16 protein-coding genes are annotated in these 16,236 nt (G+C 69.1%); 8 read left to right on the top strand and 8 right to left on the bottom strand.

Features of this window, described 5'->3' with window-relative positions; translation table 11 throughout:
* Positions 1–15: 15 nt before the first annotated feature.
* From AC1DMN_RS11540 to AC1DMN_RS11525, 4 genes are all read right to left on the bottom strand, one after another.
* Positions 16–909, bottom strand: coding sequence for a carbohydrate ABC transporter permease (locus AC1DMN_RS11540; protein WP_477384250.1), 894 nt, complete (start codon positions 907–909; stop codon positions 16–18).
* Positions 906–1,886, bottom strand: a complete 981-nt coding sequence (locus tag AC1DMN_RS11535) for a carbohydrate ABC transporter permease (protein ID WP_441976934.1) — start codon at positions 1,884–1,886, stop codon at positions 906–908. The genes AC1DMN_RS11540 and AC1DMN_RS11535 overlap by 4 nt, the downstream gene beginning before the upstream one ends.
* Positions 1,887–1,890: 4 nt before the next feature.
* Complete coding sequence (locus AC1DMN_RS11530; RefSeq protein ID WP_477230281.1) at positions 1,891–3,204, bottom strand: ABC transporter substrate-binding protein; 1,314 nt, start codon at positions 3,202–3,204, stop codon at positions 1,891–1,893.
* Between the two features lie 76 nt (positions 3,205–3,280).
* Entirely contained in the window at positions 3,281–4,498 is a 1,218-nt protein-coding gene (locus tag AC1DMN_RS11525; RefSeq protein WP_477230282.1) for an aminotransferase class V-fold PLP-dependent enzyme, read from the bottom strand.
* Positions 4,499–4,665: 167 nt separating this feature from the next.
* Between AC1DMN_RS11525 and AC1DMN_RS11520 the strand changes: the two genes are divergently transcribed.
* Together AC1DMN_RS11520 and AC1DMN_RS11515 are read left to right on the top strand one after the other, a co-directional pair.
* Complete coding sequence (locus AC1DMN_RS11520) at positions 4,666–5,343, top strand: FadR/GntR family transcriptional regulator (protein ID WP_477230283.1); 678 nt, start codon at positions 4,666–4,668, stop codon at positions 5,341–5,343.
* Between the two features lie 80 nt (positions 5,344–5,423).
* Complete coding sequence (locus tag AC1DMN_RS11515; protein WP_441976931.1) at positions 5,424–6,437, top strand: aldo/keto reductase family protein; 1,014 nt, start codon at positions 5,424–5,426, stop codon at positions 6,435–6,437.
* A gap of 220 nt (positions 6,438–6,657) precedes the next feature.
* On the opposite strand, the gene AC1DMN_RS11510 is transcribed toward AC1DMN_RS11515, so the two are convergent.
* The 3 genes from AC1DMN_RS11510 to AC1DMN_RS11500 form a co-directional block, all read right to left on the bottom strand.
* Positions 6,658–7,167 carry a glycine cleavage system transcriptional repressor gene (locus AC1DMN_RS11510; protein WP_477384248.1) on the bottom strand — a complete coding sequence of 170 codons (510 nt, stop codon included), beginning with the start codon at positions 7,165–7,167 and terminating at the stop codon, positions 6,658–6,660.
* Between the two features lie 146 nt (positions 7,168–7,313).
* Positions 7,314–8,381, bottom strand: coding sequence for an L-cysteine desulfhydrase Cds1 (gene cds1, locus AC1DMN_RS11505; protein WP_441976929.1), 1,068 nt, complete (start codon positions 8,379–8,381; stop codon positions 7,314–7,316).
* Positions 8,382–8,478: 97 nt separating this feature from the next.
* Positions 8,479–8,949 carry a MarR family winged helix-turn-helix transcriptional regulator gene (locus tag AC1DMN_RS11500; protein WP_477230284.1) on the bottom strand — a complete coding sequence of 157 codons (471 nt, stop codon included), beginning with the start codon at positions 8,947–8,949 and terminating at the stop codon, positions 8,479–8,481.
* Positions 8,950–9,048: 99 nt separating this feature from the next.
* Between AC1DMN_RS11500 and AC1DMN_RS11495 the strand changes: the two genes are divergently transcribed.
* Positions 9,049–10,167 (top strand): ABC-2 transporter permease, encoded by a 1,119-nt coding sequence (locus tag AC1DMN_RS11495; RefSeq protein WP_477384246.1) that lies wholly within the window; start codon positions 9,049–9,051, stop codon positions 10,165–10,167.
* A 109-nt stretch (positions 10,168–10,276) separates the two neighbouring features.
* Here the strand turns inward: AC1DMN_RS11495 and AC1DMN_RS11490 are convergent, their stop codons facing one another.
* Positions 10,277–10,813: a CGNR zinc finger domain-containing protein gene (locus AC1DMN_RS11490; protein WP_440734253.1), complete on the bottom strand. Its 537-nt coding sequence runs from the start codon at positions 10,811–10,813 to the stop codon at positions 10,277–10,279.
* Positions 10,814–10,852: 39 nt separating this feature from the next.
* Here AC1DMN_RS11490 and AC1DMN_RS11485 point away from each other — a divergent pair, with 39 nt between their 5' ends.
* The 5 genes from AC1DMN_RS11485 (at position 10,853) to AC1DMN_RS11465 (ending at position 16,215) form a co-directional block, all read left to right on the top strand.
* Positions 10,853–11,833 (top strand): EamA family transporter, encoded by a 981-nt coding sequence (locus AC1DMN_RS11485; protein ID WP_477230286.1) that lies wholly within the window; start codon positions 10,853–10,855, stop codon positions 11,831–11,833.
* Positions 11,834–11,929: 96 nt separating this feature from the next.
* Entirely contained in the window at positions 11,930–12,610 is a 681-nt protein-coding gene (locus AC1DMN_RS11480; protein WP_440734433.1) for a GntR family transcriptional regulator, read from the top strand.
* Positions 12,607–14,133, top strand: coding sequence for an MmgE/PrpD family protein (locus AC1DMN_RS11475; RefSeq protein ID WP_477384244.1), 1,527 nt, complete (start codon positions 12,607–12,609; stop codon positions 14,131–14,133). Before AC1DMN_RS11480 ends, AC1DMN_RS11475 begins: the two co-directional genes overlap by 4 nt.
* On the top strand, positions 14,133–15,044 hold the full coding sequence (prpB, locus tag AC1DMN_RS11470) for a methylisocitrate lyase (protein WP_440734250.1): 912 nt from the start codon (positions 14,133–14,135) through the stop codon (positions 15,042–15,044). The genes AC1DMN_RS11475 and prpB overlap by 1 nt, the downstream gene beginning before the upstream one ends.
* A gap of 37 nt (positions 15,045–15,081) precedes the next feature.
* A complete protein-coding gene (locus AC1DMN_RS11465) occupies positions 15,082–16,215 on the top strand; it encodes a bifunctional 2-methylcitrate synthase/citrate synthase (RefSeq protein WP_477384242.1) in 1,134 nt (377 codons plus the stop codon).
* Positions 16,216–16,236 lie beyond the last annotated feature (21 nt).

The raw sequence follows: 16,236 nt of genomic DNA, 5'->3' as shown, positions 1-16,236 counted from the left end.
GCCCTTTCGCATCTGCTACTCCTTGAYGGATCCTGCGGTGAGTCCCGCCACGATCCAGCGGCTGGCGACGGCGAAGAGCACCATCGTCGGCAGGATCGTGAGCACCGCGGCCGCCGACATCGAGCCCCAGTCCACGTTGAACGTCGAGATGAAGCTGTTCAGCGCGGCTGGGATCGTGCGGTTCTCCTCGGACTGCATGAGCACCACCGACAGGAACAACTCGTTCCAGCAGTTCACGAAGTTGAAGATGAACGCGGCGATGATGCCGGGCGTCATGACCGGCACCAGGATCCGGAACAGCGCGCCGAGCCGTGAGCAGCCGTCGATCATCGCGGACTCCTCGAGCGCATCCGGCACGTTCTCGAAGAAGCCGCGCAGCATCACCGTGGAGAACGGGATGCACACGGCGATGTAGACCAGGATCAGCCCGGGCTTGCTGTCCACCAGTCCCAGATCGGTCATCATCGTGTAGAGCGGGCCGAGCGCGATGAACGCGGGGATCATCTGGGTCAGCAGGAACGCGATGAGCACCGCGCCCTTGCCGCGGAACTCGAACCGCGAGATCACGTACGAGCTGAGCAGCGCGATGAGCGTCGATGTCGCTCCCGCGATGAGCGCGACGACCGCCGAGTTCGCGAGGAATACYCCGAAGTTSGCGTCSGAGAACARCTTSGCGTAGTTCTGCACCGASGGYTCGGAGGGCCAGTACTCGATCGGGAACCGGTTCACGGTCTGCGGCGATTTGAACGACGTCAGCACGATCCAGTASAGCGGGAACAGCGTGATCAGCAGCCAGAGGGCGAGCCCCACCACCTTGACGACGCCGCCCGCGGTGATCCGGGAGCGGGAGGAGCGCACGGGGCGCGAGGAGCCCGCGCGGCCGGTCGTGAGGGTCATGGTCGCGGTCATCGGCTGGCCTTCCGCATCGCGAAGAGATAGAACGCGCAGAACACGAAGAGCACCGCGACGACGATGAGACCGAGCGCGCTCGCCGTGCCGTAGTTGCCCTGCTGCGTGAAGTTGATCATCCAGGTCGTGATGATGTGGGTCCGGTTCGCCGGTCCTCCGCCCGTCATCGCCCAGATGATGTCGGGGAAGTTGAAGATCCAGATCACGCGCAGCAGCACCGTGAGGAACAGTGTCGTGGAGATGTACGGGATCACGATGGAGAAGAGCTGACGGACCTTGCCCGCGCCGTCCAGGCTCGCCGCCTCGAGCACCTCGTCCGGCACGGACTGGAGGGCGGCGAGGATCATGATCGCGAAGAAGGTCACGCCGTACCAGATGTTGGCGACGATCACCGCGAACATCGCGAGCTTCGGATCCGCGAGCCAGGGCAGGGGCGCCGAGATGACGTGCGCCTTCATGAGCAGGTCGTTGATCACGCCGAACTCGGCGTTGAACATCCAGCGGAACAGCATCCCGATGAGGAATCCGGAGACGGCCCATGGGAAGAAGACGAGCGCCTGGTAGACGCCGCGGAAGCGGAACCGCTGGCGCAGCGCCAGCGCGATGAGGAAGCCGATCACGAACTGCGGGACGAGGGATCCGACCACCCACAGCACCGTGTTGCCCGCGACGGTCGGGAAGACCGGATCCGAGAGCACCTTGACGAAGTTGTCGAAGCCGACGAACGGCGTCGAGGTGAGATCCCAGAGGTTGTAGTCGAGGAACGCCATACGCGCGCCCTGCAGCATCGGCAGGTAGGTGAACCAGCACACGAAGACGGTCGCGGGGGCGAGGAACGCGAGGATCGTGAACGCGTGGCGGGCGCGGAACGTGGTGCGGCGGCGCCCGGCGCCGGAAGAGGCAGGACGCGATCGATCGGACCGGGCCGCCCGGCCGGACGAACCGGCCGGGCGCTCGGTGGCGGAGGTCGAGGTCACGACATCAGCCCTTCTTGTACTTGGACGTCCAGTACTGGTCCCACGAGGCGAGCAGCTCCTTGGTGCTCATGTTGCCGAGCARCACGCTCTGCACGTCCTGGTCGGACTTCTGGATCCACTCCGTCCACCACGAGACCCCGCGGGGCTGCTGCACGTTGACGTAGGTGTCGGGGTGCTCGGTCATGGTGACGTAGCTCGTCCACGGGCCGGTCGAGTAGAACGGGTCCTTGGCGGCAGCCGCGATGATCGGGACGAGGCTGTTCTTCTGCGCGAATGTGGTGGCAGGCTTCGCCGAGGACAGGTACTCGACGAGCTTGACGGCCGCGTCCTTGTGCGCGCTCGACTGCGCGATGCCCCAGCCGGCGACGGCCAGCGGCTGCGCCGCCTTGCCGCTCGGGCCGGTCAGCAGCGGCGCGGTGTTCCACTGGTCCTGCTTCAGGCTCGACGCCGAGACCGTGGCGATGACCTCCGGATCCTGCAGCAGGAACGCCGTGGTGCCGTTGGTGAAACCGGCCACCATCTCCGGGTAGCCCCACGACACGGCTGACGGCGGAGAGGCCTTCTTGAACAGCGCGAAGTAGTCGTCGACCCCCTTCTGCGCGTCCGGCGAGGAGAAGATCGTCTTGCCGTCCTTGAGCAGGAACGCGTTCGAGGTGTCCAGATCGTCGATCGTGTACGCCTCGATCGCCGCGACCACGTTCGAGTTGGCGTTCTTGCCCCCGCGGAATGCGTAGCCGTACTGGTTCTTCTCCGGATCCTGGATCTTCGAGGCCTGCTCGAGCAGATCCTTCCAGGACTTCGGCGGCCCGTCGAAGCCCGCGGACTTCACGAGATCGGTGCGGTAGAACAGCGAGAGGCCGTAGAAGCCATAGGGGACGAACCAGGTCTTGCCGTCGGAGACGCCGGCCTTCTTGGCGTTGTCGGTGAGCGCGCTCCAGCCGTCCCAGCTCTTCAGATTCTTGGTCATGTCGTACAGCCAGTGGTTGTTGGCGAACGGCCCGACCGTGATGTCGCGGGTCTCCAGCACGTCGATGCCCTTGCCGGACTGCAGCATCTGCTGGATGGTCGTGTCGGCCTGCTCGGTCGGCGGTGAGACCAGCTTGACCGTGATGTTCGGATTGGCCTTCTGGAAGTCGTCGAGCAGGCCGCGGATGAGCTTGGTGCGGTCGGGATTGGTCAGGCTCTCCACCATCTGGAGGGTGACCTTGCCGTCGGCGGATCCGCTTCCGCTCGTCGCTCCGCCGGAGCAGGCGCTGAGCGCGAGGAGGGCGACGATGCCCACCCCGGCGATCGAGGCGAGTCGGGTGCGCTTCACCATGGGGCTTCCTTTCGTTGGGTGTTGCAGGGGACGGTGCAGGGGAGGGGACGGTCGGCCAGCGTCCGGGCGGAGCCGGTCAGCGTCGGGCGAGTTCGAGGATCCGCGGCACGCAGCGCTCGGCGAACGCCTCGAAGTCGGCGGGCTCGTTGTAGAGGTGGGCAGAGAGGCGGAAGTAGCCGGCGCCGGCGAAGCTCGTGAAGGCGGTCTCCACACCGACCTCGTCGAACAGGCGCATGCGCAGGTCGTCGGCCTCCTCGCGGGTCCGGCCGATGCCGAGAGGCAGCCGGATCAGACGCATCGAGGGCACGGGCATCGGAAGCTCCACCAGGGCCGGCTCGTCGGCGGCGTGCTCGAACGCGTCCGCGATGATCCGCGCACCCGCATCGGCGATCTCGGAGATGGTGCGGCGCGTGCGCTCCCAGCCGTGCTCGCGCTCGATGAAGGCGATCGCGGCGGGGGTCGCGAGGTAGGTCGTGGCGTCGATCGTGCCCTGCGTGTCGAAGCGCACGGGGTACGCGTCCGTCGCGGCCCAGGAGTCGATGAGCGGCCAGAGCTCGTCCCGGTCGGGCGCCCGGGTGACGAGCAAGGCCGATCCGCGGGGTGCGCAGGGCCACTTGTGCATGTTGCCGAACCACCAGTCGCCGCCGCCCGCGACCGCCGCGTCGGGGATCAGGCCGGGGGCGTGGGCGCCGTCGACGAGGACGCGCACGCCGCGCTCGTGTGCGAGGGCGGTGATCTCGGCCGTGGGGAAGCGACGGGCCGTGGAGGACGTGATCTGGTCGACCACGATGAGGCGCGTGCGCGGTCCGATCTCCTCGGCGAAGCGGGCGACGACGGTCTCCGCATCGTCCAGCAGGCCGAGCGCGACCGTGCGCAGGCGGGCGCCGAACCGGCGGGCCAGCCGTGCCGCGCCCATGGTGACCGCACCGTAGCCGTGGTCCGTGACGAGGATCTCGTCGTCCCGATCCAGCTGCAGCGCGTTGTACACGACCGTCGCCGCGGCCGACGCGTTCGGTACGAAGGCGGTGTCGGCGGGGTCGGCGCCCACGAACGGGGCGACCTCGCTGCGCGCGGCCTCGACTTTCTCCGCGATCCGGGGGAACCAGCCGATCGGGCTGAGGTCTGCCTCGCGGCGCAGGGAATCCTGAAGGTCGACGACCTCGGTCGGCACGGCGCCGAAGGATCCGTGGTTCAGGTGCACGATCGCCGGGTCGAGGGGCCACGCGTCGCGTGCGCGCTCGAAAGTGGCCAGGCGCACGGGGGAGGTGCGGACGGTCGTGTCGGCGTCGGGCATGGTGCGCGCGGATCCTCACGGTCGGGGACGGGGTGACTTGTCGCACAACTTTGGCATGAAACCCCGGAAATAGCCACTGTTACGATCAGGTTTCACCATAGTCGTAGAACAACTACCCCTGGGGCGTGCGAAACGGCACACTCAAGGGAACGGATCGAAGGAGAAGCATGAGCGCTCGGGAGACCGCCTTGCACGGATTGCGGGCGCTCATCGCCGACGGGGAACTGAAGCCGGGGGACAAGCTGCCGAGCGAGGGTGAGCTCGGCGAGCAGCTCGGCGTCTCGCGCGGATCGGTGCGCGAGGCGATCCGTACACTGTCGGCGCTCGGGGTGCTCGAGACCAGGCACGGATCGGGCAGCTATGTCAGCAGCCTGCGTCCCGCCGATCTGATCCGCGGGCTGTCGCTGACCGTGGACGTGCTGCCTCTGGATGCCATCCTGGAACTCGTCGAGATCCGCCGTCCACTGGAGGCGCACGCGGCATCGATCGCGGCGGCACGGGGCGACGACGCTCTGCTGGCCGGGCTCACCGAGCTCGTCGAGCGGATCGCCGAGTGCCCCGATCACGACGAGGCGTCGCGCCTGGACCACGAGTTCCACATGCGCATCGCCGAACTCGCCGGGAACGCGGCGCTCACCAGCCTCCTCGAGGTGCTGCGCTCGCGCACCCGCCAATACCGGATCTTCGACGACGAGGACGCCGCTCAGCTCAAGATCCTCTCGGACGCCGGGCACCGCGCGATCGTACGGGGCCTGATCGCCCGCGATCCTGCAGCGGCATCCGCGGCGGCCGCAGGTCACGTGGCCCAGACCGAGTTCTGGCTGCGCAAGCAGATGTCGGAGTGATGCATCGCGTGGCCGCTTCCGTGTGACATCCCGAGGCGGATCCGGCCCGAGGTGTGTCCGGTCACGCCTACGCTGGAGCCATGGTCAACTACCGATACCTGGGCAACAGCGGTCTGAAGGTCTCCGAGATCACCTACGGCAACTGGGTCACTCACGCCTCGCAGGTCGAGGACGACGCCGCGGTCAAGACGGTGCACGCCGCGCTCGATGCCGGCATCACGACGTTCGACACCGCCGACACCTACGCCAACACGGCGGCGGAGCTCGTGCTGGGCAAGGCCCTCGAGGGTCAGCGCCGCGAGAGCCTCGAGATCTTCACCAAGGTCTACTTCCCGACCGGCCCCAAGGGCCCGAACGACACCGGTCTCAGCCGCAAGCACATCCTCGAGTCGATCAACGGATCGCTGAAGCGACTCGGCACCGACTACGTCGACCTGTACCAGGCGCACCGCTTCGACTACGAGACGCCGCTGGAGGAGACGTTCCAGGCGTTCGCCGATGTCGTCCGCCAGGGCAAGGCGCTCTACATCGGCGTCTCGGAGTGGACCGCGGAGCAGCTCCGCGCGGGCCACGCGCTGGCGAAGCAGCTGGGCGTGCAGCTCATCTCGAACCAGCCGCAGTACTCGATGCTGCACCGGGCGATCGAGGGCAAGGTCGTGCCGGCGTCGGAGGAGCTCGGGATCTCGCAGATCGTCTGGTCGCCGATGGCGCAGGGCGTACTGAGCGGCAAGTACCTGCCCGGGCAGCCGGTGCCGGAGGGGTCGCGCGCGACGGATCCGCACTCGGGCGCGCACTTCATCCAGCGCCTCCTGCAGGACGACATCCTCACCGCTGTGCAGCGGCTCAAGCCGATCGCGGCGCAGGCGGGCCTCACGATGCCGCAGCTCGCGATCGCCTGGGTGCTGCAGAACAAGAACGTGGCGGCCGCCCTGGTCGGCGCGTCCCGCCCGGAGCAGCTCGCGGACACGGTCAAGGCGTCCGGCGTGGTGCTCGACGCCGACACCCTCGCCGCGATCGACGAGGCGCTCGCGGGCGTCGTGAACGACGATCCGGAGGACACCTACGAGGTGTCGCCGAAGGAGCGCCTGGTCTGACGGCCGGCCCGCAAGACGGCCCGAGCCCGTGCGGCCGGGCCGTCTTGCGCGGCTCCGTCGCCCGTCACCGGGGTCTCGCCCGACGCGTGCGTACGTAAATCAGGCTGGATTTGCAATCGGCGCCCATGTGCACGTCAACACGGGCCTCGCCCCCGAATCCATCCTGAATACGGTGCAGTCCAGCGCGCCAACTGCGTGCCGACGCTTGCCGAAGGGGCACTCAGCCGACGGTGATGTCGACCTGGAGGTCGTGCGCGATCCGCTCCAGCGCGGCGCGCAGGGCCTCCGGATCCGCATCCGCCGGCACACGTGCGACCACCGACGCCTCGAACAGGCGTCCGCCGGCCATCGCCGCATCACGGGTCTCGGTGGTCATGCTSTCGATGCTCAGGGCGTGCTCGTTCAGCACGCTGGAGATCTCGCGCACGATGCCCGGCCGGTCGTTGCCGAGCACCTGGATCGACAGCTCCTGCGCGGCCTCGGCCGATTCGGATCCGGATCCCGGATGCACCGCGATCGTGAGCAGTCCGTCGAGCCCGTGCAGCGACGCGCGCAGCTCCTCGACCCGCTCGACGGGCACCGATACCTGGACCACACCGGCGAACGTGCCTGCGAGCTCGGCGAGGCTGCTGTTCTCCCAGTTGCCGCCGTGCTCGTCGACGATGTGCGCGACGGTCGCGACGAGACCGGGACGATCGGATCCGACGAGGGTGAGGATGAGCGTGGTCATGCCGCCAGCGTAGGGGAGCCCGGTCCCGGACCGCGAGACCGAACCCCTGTCCCGAGACCGAGGACAAGAACGTCGGTCTCGGGACGCCGTTTCGGTCTCGCGGTCAGCCGCGGGATCCTCGGGGCCGGCTGGGGCCGAGGCCCGGCTCAGCCCTCGGTCCACTCCCCGGTGGCGAGGAACTGCTCCAGGCGCGCGCGGTGCGGGGCGAGATCCCAGCCCTTCGCGGCGACCCAGTCGTCGGAGTAGTAGGTGTCGAGGTAGCGGGCGCCGCCGTCGCAGATGAGGGTGACCACGCTGCCGCGCTCGCCGTCGCGCAGCATCCGGGCGATGAGCTGGAACGCGCCGACGAGGTTCGTGCCGGTGGATCCGCCCGCCCAGTGCAGGGTGCGCTGCTTGAGCAGCCGGATCGCGGCGATCGATGCGGCGTCGGGCACGGGGATCATCTCGTCGATGACGCCGGGTACGAACGAGGGCTCGACGCGCGGTCGTCCGATGCCCTCGATCCGGCTCGGGGTGCCGGTCGTGAACGACGGATCCCCGTTGCGCCAGCCGCCGTAGAAGGCCGAGCCCTCGGGGTCCACGACGGCGATGCGGGTGTCGTGGCGACGGTAGCGCACATAGCGGCCGAAGGTCGCGCTCGTGCCGCCGGTGCCGGCGCCGACGACGATCCAGCTCGGGATCGGGTGCCGCTCGCGGCTCAACTGGCTGAACACGCTCTCGGCGATGTTGTTGTTGCCGCGCCAGTCGGTCGCACGCTCGGCATAGGTGAACTGGTCGAGGTAATGCCCGCCGCACTCGGATGCGAGGCGCTCGGCCTCGGCGTACATCGCCGCTCCGGAGTCCACGAAGTGGCAGCGCCCGCCGTAGAACTCGATGAGGTCGATCTTCTCCTGGCTGGTCGAGCGCGGCACGACCGTGACGAACGGCAGCCCCAGCATCCGCGCGAAGTACGCCTCGGACACGGCCGTGGATCCGCTCGACGCCTCGACCAGTGTCGTGCCCTCGTGGATGCGGCCATTGACCAGTCCGTACAGGATCAGCGACCGGGCGAGCCGATGCTTCAGGGAACCGGTCGGGTGCACCGACTCGTCCTTGAGGTAGAGGTCGATGCCCCATTCCGCGGGCAGCGGGAACACATGCAGGTGGGTGTCGGCGCTGCGGTTCCCGTCCGCCTCGAGCAGGGCGATGGCGGATCCGGTCCAGTCGGAGGTCATGACAACGAGGGTAGCCGGGGTCGTCGACGCGGACCGGGGACCGCCGTCCGTCGAGGCAGTCCGAACCAAGAGGGCTGCGAGCGCCCTCGCCTGTGCGTCACGCCTCCGGGCCGGAGTTGTAGCGCTCGAGGATCTCGGCGAATCGCGCGACGTCCGCGGTCGTCCACTCGCGCATGCGGCGGTCGGTGACGTCGCGCATCGCCCCCGCCTGCGCAGAGAGCAGATCCTGGCCGCGTGTCGAGAGCTGAAGCGGCTGTCCGCGGCGAGAGCTGCTGGAGGCCTCCGCCGGCACCTCTTCGATGAGCCCAGCCTCGAGCAGCGCGGCGGTCTGTCGTGAAGCGGTCGACCGGTTGAAGCCGAAGTACTCGGCGATGTCGACGACGCGCGCGCCCGGATTGTCCGCGAGCATCCTCAGCAGCGTCTGGTCGACATGCGAGATGGTGCCGGAGGAGCGATTGCGCGTGGCGCCGCGGCGCGCGACGACGCTCAGTCCGGTGTGCACCCGCGCCAGCGCCGCGTCGCGCGCGTCATCCGGTGGAGGCGCGGGGGAGATGCGGTCGGAGGGCATGCCCGGAGTCTAGGTCCATGTGTTGCCTAACACAACTTACGTGGTATGGTTCATGACGTTCCTGTTGCGTTTTGCAACATTGATGTCGTCCCCCGTGAAATGAGCATCGTGACCGCCGCGCCGACTCTGACCGCCGCCTCCGCTCCGTCGTCCCTCGCCCCGACGCGCGCCTCCGCGCAGCGCGGCCCCGCCCTCGGCCTTCCGTCCGCGGCCACGTGGCGCTCGATCGGGGCGCACCTGCTCATTCCGCTCTTCCTCGCGATCGGCATGGCGTTCGCCTACCTGGGCGCATTCCACGCCCCCAGCGCACACGATCTGCCGGTCGCCGTCGTCGGGACGACGCCACAGGCGGCCGTCTTCGCGCAGACGCTGAACGACAAGGGCGACGGCAAGGTCGCCGTGCGCACGGTCGCCGACGCTGCGCAGGCGAAGCGGTGGATCGTCGATCAGAAGATCCTCGCGGCCTACGAGGCGACGCCTGAGGGGGCGAACCTCTACGTCTCCCGCGCGGCTTCCGAGGCCGGCGCCGCCACCGCGGAGACGATCTTCCTGCCGATCGCCTACCAGCAGCATCTGCCGGTCAACGTCGTCGACGTCCGCCCCGGCACCGTGYAGGATCCGGGCGGGCAGACGCTCTTCTTCCTGCTCGTGGCTCTGAGCGTGGGCGCTTATGCGAGTGCGGTCGCGATCGCCGCGGCCACCGCGCGGCTGCGCGCCGGCTGGCGCCTCGGGATCGGTGCGGTCGTGTCGTTCGTCCTCTCCGCGATCGCGGTGATCATCGGCGGGGGCGTCTATCAGGCGCTGAACGGCAACGAGTGGAGCATCTGGCTGCTCGGAGCCCTCTATGTCTTCGGCATCCTGTCGATCGGGATCGGCCTGCACCCGATCCTCGGCAAGTGGACCACGCCGGCACTCACCGCGCTGTTCGTGATGCTGAACTTCACGAGTTCTGGCGGTGTCTATCCCGCCAGCCTGTCGCCCTGGTTCTTCGCGGGCCTGCACTCGTTCTGGAACGGCGCCGCCTGGCTCGACGCTGCCAGGGCGCTCACCTACTTCCCGGATCAGAGCATCGGCTTCGACGCACTGCGTCTGGCACTGTGGGCTGTCGCGGGCGTCTTGCTCGTCGTCATCGGCGCGGCGTTCGCGCGCTCGCGACGCGTGCTCGCCGAGCCGGCACGCGATGCGCAGGAGGCCGAGACGGACCTGGTCGCCGCCTGACCGCCACGCGATCGCGCGGAGGTCGGATCCGGGCGTCCATGCTCCCGAGTGGTCCCCATGGGCGGACGCCATCGCGTGCGCCGGCGGGGCGACTCGAAGATAGCGGGCGTCAGGCCTCGGCGCGGCGAGCTCGATAGGCGGCGACGGCGTTGCGGTTGGCGCAGGCCGTGGAGCAGTAGCGCTTCGACCGGTTGCGCGAGAGATCCAGGGCGACGGACTCGCAGGTGTCGTCCGCGCAGACGGAGATGCGGGAACCCTCCTCCGCGCGGATCACGTCGATCAGGGCCATCGCGGTCTCGACCAGCACGCGCTCGGGGAGGGGGTGGTCGTCGGCCACCGCATGCAGGTGCCAGTCCAGGTCGCCGTGGCGGGCCAGGCGCGGCGTCAGGGAGACGTGAGCCAGGGCGTCGTTGACGGCTGCGGCCATGTCGTCGCGCGGGGCCAGCAGCATGGTGCGCAGCTGCGGGCGGAGCTCCCGCAATCCCGCCAGCTCCGCTTCATCGCGATCGATCCGTCCGGTGTACCCGAACCCTCCGAGGAAGGTTGCCTCATCGCTGAGGGAGACGAGGGTGTCCGGATCCTCGGCCGAGTTCACGAGCCACACGGCGGCCCGGAGGGTCTCCTCGGTGTCATCGGTGAAGATCATGTTGACATCTTACATCTCATCCGGGTAGCGTCACATGTCATGAGCGCAGTGGCAAATGACAAGCGGGCCGGCGGCATGCGCGCCGGACTCGTCTTCGCCCTCGGTGCTGCACTCTCGTTCGGGATGAGCGGCGCGTGGGCGCGCGGCCTCATGGATGCGGGCTGGAGCCCCGGCGCCGCCGTGACCGTGCGCATGTGGGTGGCCGCGCTCGTGCTGCTCGTGCCGACGCTGCTCGCGCTGCGGGGTCGCTGGGGCGTGGTGCGCAAGCACGCGGGCATGATCCTCGTCTACGGGCTGCTCGCCGTCACCGCGGCGCAGCTGTGCTTCTTCCAGGCCGTGGCCGTGATGGACGTCGGCCTTGCGCTGCTCGTCGAGTACACCGCGCCGATCGCCGTCGTGCTCTGGCTCTGGCTCCGCCGCGGCGAGCGCCCGGGTGCTCTTGGCGTGGTCGGGGCGATCGTCGCGTTCGTCGGACTCGTGCTCATGCTGGAGGTCTTCACCGGATCCCGGGTCGATCCGATCGGGATCCTGTGGGCGCTCGGTGCGATGGTCGGAGCGGCCACCTACTTCCTGCTCTCCGGCCGCGGCGACACGGGCCTCCCTCCGATCGCTCTCGCCGGACTGGGACTGCTGATCGGGGCGATCGGCCTGACCGTCGCCGGGGCGACCGGGATCCTGCCGATGGCGTGGAACACCCACGACGTCACCTACCGATTCGGCACGCTGCCCTGGTTCGTTCCCGTGATCGCGGTCGGGGTGATCGCCACGGCGCTCGCCTACGTGCTCGGCATCGTCTCGACGCGCAGGCTGGGATCCCGCTTCGCGTCGTTCGTGGCCCTCTCCGAGGTGATCGCCGCGCTGCTGTTCGGCTGGCTGTTCCTGGGTCAGCTGCCCGATCTGGTGCAGGCGTTCGGCGGTGCGCTCGTGCTCGTCGGCGTGGTGCTCGTGAAGCTCGGGGAGCCCATCGTCGACGAGGTGGATCCGGAAGCGATGCCGGAGCCTGTCGCCACACTGCATTGACGTTCAATGTATACGAAATAGCTCCACTTCGGGCGATGCTCGCCCATGGGTCGCGTTTGTGCATACACTGATGGCATGACCATCATCGCCGAGGGGATGCGCGCGGGGGAGTTCGCGTACCGCGCGCTGCTCGAGGAGATCCAGTCCGGATCCCTCGCCGCCGGCACCGTGCTCGCCGAGGTCGAGCAGGCCGAGCGGCTCGGCGTGAGCCGCACTCCGCTGCGTGAGGCACTGCGCCGGCTGACCGCGGACGGGCTCGTCGAGCAGGTCTCGCCGCGCATCACCGTTGTCGCCGCGCTCGACGCCGACGACATTCGCGACCTGTTCGCGCTGCGCCGCGCGCTGGAGGAGAGCACCGCGCGCGCGGCCGCGGCCGCCGCTGAGCGCGCCGAGTTCGCCGATCTCGCCGATCGCTTCGCCCACGCTGCGCGCTCCCTCGGAGACGAGGAGGGGCGCGCCCAGTACTACGCGCTCATCGCCCGCTTCGACGAGGCGCTCGACGCTGCTGTCGGCAACGACTACCTCACCGCGGCCCTGCGCACCGTGCGCACCCACCTGGTGCGCGTGCGCCGGATGGCGCGGGACAAGCCCGCCCGCCTCGCCGCGAGTGCCGGCGAGCACCGCCTGATCGCGGAGGCGATCGGATCCGGAGACGGCGACCTGGCCGCGCACGCCACCCACGTCCACCTGCACAACGCGCTCGCGAGCATCCTCGACTCGCTCGCCGGTGCGGATCCCGACACCACGACCCCGTCCGGAAAGAAGGCCAGAGCATGACCGTCACCCACCACCTCCGCGTGCACCGCAGCGACGAGCAGCTCCCGCGCGAGGGGCAGCTCGCCTGGCGCCTCGCCGAGATCGCCGCCGACCCTGTCGAGGTCGACGCCGACGTCGTCGACATGATCATCAACCGCGTGATCGACAACGCCTCCGTCGCGGCCGCCTCGCTCACCCGCGCCCCCGTCAGCGCCGCCCGCCAGCAGGCGCTGGACCACCCGGTCTCGGTGAACGGATCCGGATCCACCGTGTTCGGCTGCGCGCTCGAGCGCCGCACGAGCCCGGAGTGGGCCGCCTGGGCGAACGGCGTCGCCGTGCGCGAGCTGGACTACCACGACACCTTCCTCGCCGCCGAGTATTCGCACCCGGGCGACAACATCCCGCCGATCCTCGCGGTGGCGCAGCACGTCGGCGCCGACGGTCGTGCCCTTGTGCGCGGCATCGCGACCGGGTACGAGATCCAGGTCGACCTGGTGAAGGCGATCAGCCTGCACGCGCACAAGATCGACCACGTCGCGCACCTCGGCCCCTCCGCTGCCGCCGGTATCGGCACCCTGCTCGGCCTCGACGTGGAGACGATCTACCAGGCGGTCGGCCAGGCGCTGCACACCACGACCGCCACGCGGCAGAGCCGCAAGGGTGAGATCTCCACGTGGAAGGCGCACGCCCCGGCCTTCGCCGGCAAGATGGCGGTCGAGGCCGTCGACCGGGCGATGCGCGGCGAGACCTCGCCGAGCCCGATCTACGAGGGCGAGGACGGCGTGATCGCCTGGATGCTGGACGGCCCGGACGCGTCGTACGACGTGCCGCTGCCCGTGACCGGCGAGTCCAAGCGCGCGATCCTCGACACGTACACGAAGGAGCACTCCGCGGAGTACCAGGCGCAGGCCTGGATCGACCTCGCACRCAAGCTGCACAACGAGCGTCCGGAGCTGACGAATCCTGCGAACGTCGACTCGATCGTGATCCACACCAGCCACCACACGCACTACGTGATCGGATCCGGTGCGAACGATCCGCAGAAGTACGACCCGCACGCGTCCCGGGAGACGCTGGACCACTCGATCCCGTACATCTTCGCGGTGGCACTGCAGGACGGCAGCTGGCACCACGTCGACTCCTACGCGCCCGAGCGTGCGCAGCGCGAGGACACCGTGGCGCTCTGGCACAAGATCACCACSGCCGAGGACSMGGAGTGGACCCGCCGCTACCACTCGATCGACCCSGCYGAGAAGGCSTTCGGCGGACGCGTSGAGATCCGCCTGACGAACGGCGAGACGGTGACCGACGAGATCGCCGTCGCCGACGCGCACCCCCTCGGCGCCAGGCCGTTCGCCCGGGAGGACTACATCCGCAAGTTCCGGATCCTCGCTGAGCCCGTGCTGGAGCCTACGGAGATCGACCGCTTCCTGGAGCTCGTGCAGCGCCTGCCCGAGCTCACCGCGGAGGAGGTCGCCCAGCTCTCGATCGTCGCCGCGCCCGGCGTGCTCGCGATGGCACCGGCGCCCAAGGGCCTGTTCTGATGCTGTACTCCACCACACCGGCCGCGGAGAAGCGGCGGATCCTGCGGGAGCGGCTCGCGGCGGGGGAGCTGCTGCGCTTCCCCGGTGCGTTCAACCCGCTCTCCGCCCGGCTCATCGAGCGCAAGGGCTTCGACGGGGTCTACATCTCCGGCGCCGTSCTGTCCGCGGATCTGGGCCTGCCCGACATCGGCCTCACCACGCTCACCGAGGTGGCGGGGCGAGGGCAGCAGATCGCCCGGATGACCGAACTGCCGGCGATCATCGATGCCGACACCGGCTTCGGCGAGCCCATGAACGTGGCCCGCACGATCCAGACCCTCGAGGATGCCGGGCTCGCCGGCACCCACATCGAGGACCAGATCAACCCCAAGCGCTGCGGTCACCTGGACGGCAAGGCGGTGGTCGACGAGTCGACCGCGACCAAGCGCATCAGGGCCGCGGTCGACGCCCGCCGGGATCCGAACTTCCTCATCATGGCGCGCACCGACATCCGCGCCGTGGAGGGCATGGACGCCGCGGTCGACCGGGCCAAGGCGCTCGTCGACGCCGGGGCGGATGCGATCTTCCCCGAGGCGATGCGCACGCTCGCCGAGTTCGAACGGATGGCGTCCGAGCTCGACGTGCCGATCCTGGCGAACATGACGGAGTTCGGCAAGAGCGAGCTGTTCACGACGGCGCAGCTCAAGGGCGCCGGTGTGAGCATCGTGATCTGGCCGGTCTCGATGCTCCGGATCGCGATGGGTGCGACCGGGCGCGCGCTGGATACCCTGAACGAGGAGGGGCACCTGACCTCGAAGCTCGGTGAGATGCAGCACCGCGCGGATCTGTACGACCTCATCGACTACGAGTCGTACAACCACTTCGACACGAACGTCTTCAACTTCCGCATCGACAAGGAGCTCGGTCTCTGAGCCCCGCTCGGACACCGTGCGCACACGAAGGAGTGACATGAGCGACCCCGACATCAAGAAGGGCCTCGCCGGCGTCGTCGTCGACACGACGGCGATCTCGAAGGTCAACCCCGAGACCAACAGCCTGCTCTACCGCGGCTACCCCGTGCAGGAACTCGCAGCGACCCAGCCGTTCGAGGCCGTCGCCTACCTGCTCTGGAACGGTGAGCTGCCCACCACGCAGCAGCTGGCCGACCTGCGCGCGACCGAGCGCGAACACCGCGCGCTCGCCGCGAACGTCAAGGCCGCGATCGACCTCGTGCCGGTCGAGGCGCATCCAATGGACGAGATCCGCACGGCGGTCAGCCTGCTCGGCGCCTCCGACGCGGCCGGATCCGGATCCGTCCTCGACGCGAGCGGCACGCCGGAGCAGAACCTCGAGCGCAGCGTCCGGCTCTTCGCCGCGCTGCCGGCGATCGTCGCCTACGGGCAGCGCCGCCGACGCGGCGAGGGCATCGTCGCCCCGCGCGACGACCTGGACTACTCCGCGAACTTCCTCTGGATGACGTTCGGCACCGAGCCGGATCCGGTCGTCGTCGATGCATTCAACCGCTCGATGATCCTGTACGCGGAGCACTCCTTCAACGCGTCGACCTTCACGGCGCGCGTCATCACCTCGACGCTGAGCGACCTGTACTCCGCGGTGGTCGGCGCGATCGGCGCGCTGAAGGGACCGCTGCACGGCGGCGCGAACGAGGCGGTGCTGCACATCTTCGACGAGATCGGCGAGGCGGCGAACGTCAACGCATGGCTCGACACGGCCCTCGCCGAGAAGCGCAAGATCATGGGCTTCGGGCACCGCGTCTACAAGAAGGGCGACTCGCGCGTGCCGACCATGAAGGCCGCGCTGGACACGCTCGTGGAGCACTACGACCGCCCCGAGGTGCTCGACCTGTACACGACGCTGGCGGACGAGTTCGTCGCCCGCAAGGGGATCCACCCGAATCTCGACTACCCGTCAGGTCCGGCGTACAACCTCATCGGCTTCGACACGCTCACGTTCACGCCGCTGTTCGTGGCGTCGCGGGTCACCGGCTGGACCGCGCACGTCATRGAGCAGGCCGCGTCRAACGCCCTGATTCGTCCGCTGTCCGCCTACGACGGCGTGGCGGAGCGGCACGTCGAGGTCTGACCCGGGATTTCAGAGCGCGCA

Source organism: Microbacterium sp. 01T413_2 (assembly GCF_056398985.1).
Note: the sequence above shows the minus strand (reverse complement) of the source record. Positions and strands in the feature narration are given on the sequence as shown.

Coding starts and splice junctions, on each gene's coding strand:
- AC1DMN_RS11525 (WP_477230282.1), bottom strand. CDS start 4,498: ATGCCCGACGCCGACACGACCGTCCGCACCTCCCCCGTGCGCCTGGCC.
- AC1DMN_RS11520 (WP_477230283.1), top strand. CDS start 4,666: ATGAGCGCTCGGGAGACCGCCTTGCACGGATTGCGGGCGCTCATCGCC.
- AC1DMN_RS11515 (WP_441976931.1), top strand. CDS start 5,424: ATGGTCAACTACCGATACCTGGGCAACAGCGGTCTGAAGGTCTCCGAG.
- cds1 (WP_441976929.1), bottom strand. CDS start 8,381: ATGACCTCCGACTGGACCGGATCCGCCATCGCCCTGCTCGAGGCGGAC.
- AC1DMN_RS11500 (WP_477230284.1), bottom strand. CDS start 8,949: ATGCCCTCCGACCGCATCTCCCCCGCGCCTCCACCGGATGACGCGCGC.
- AC1DMN_RS11490 (WP_440734253.1), bottom strand. CDS start 10,813: ATGATCTTCACCGATGACACCGAGGAGACCCTCCGGGCCGCCGTGTGG.
- AC1DMN_RS11485 (WP_477230286.1), top strand. CDS start 10,853: ATGAGCGCAGTGGCAAATGACAAGCGGGCCGGCGGCATGCGCGCCGGA.
- AC1DMN_RS11480 (WP_440734433.1), top strand. CDS start 11,930: ATGCGCGCGGGGGAGTTCGCGTACCGCGCGCTGCTCGAGGAGATCCAG.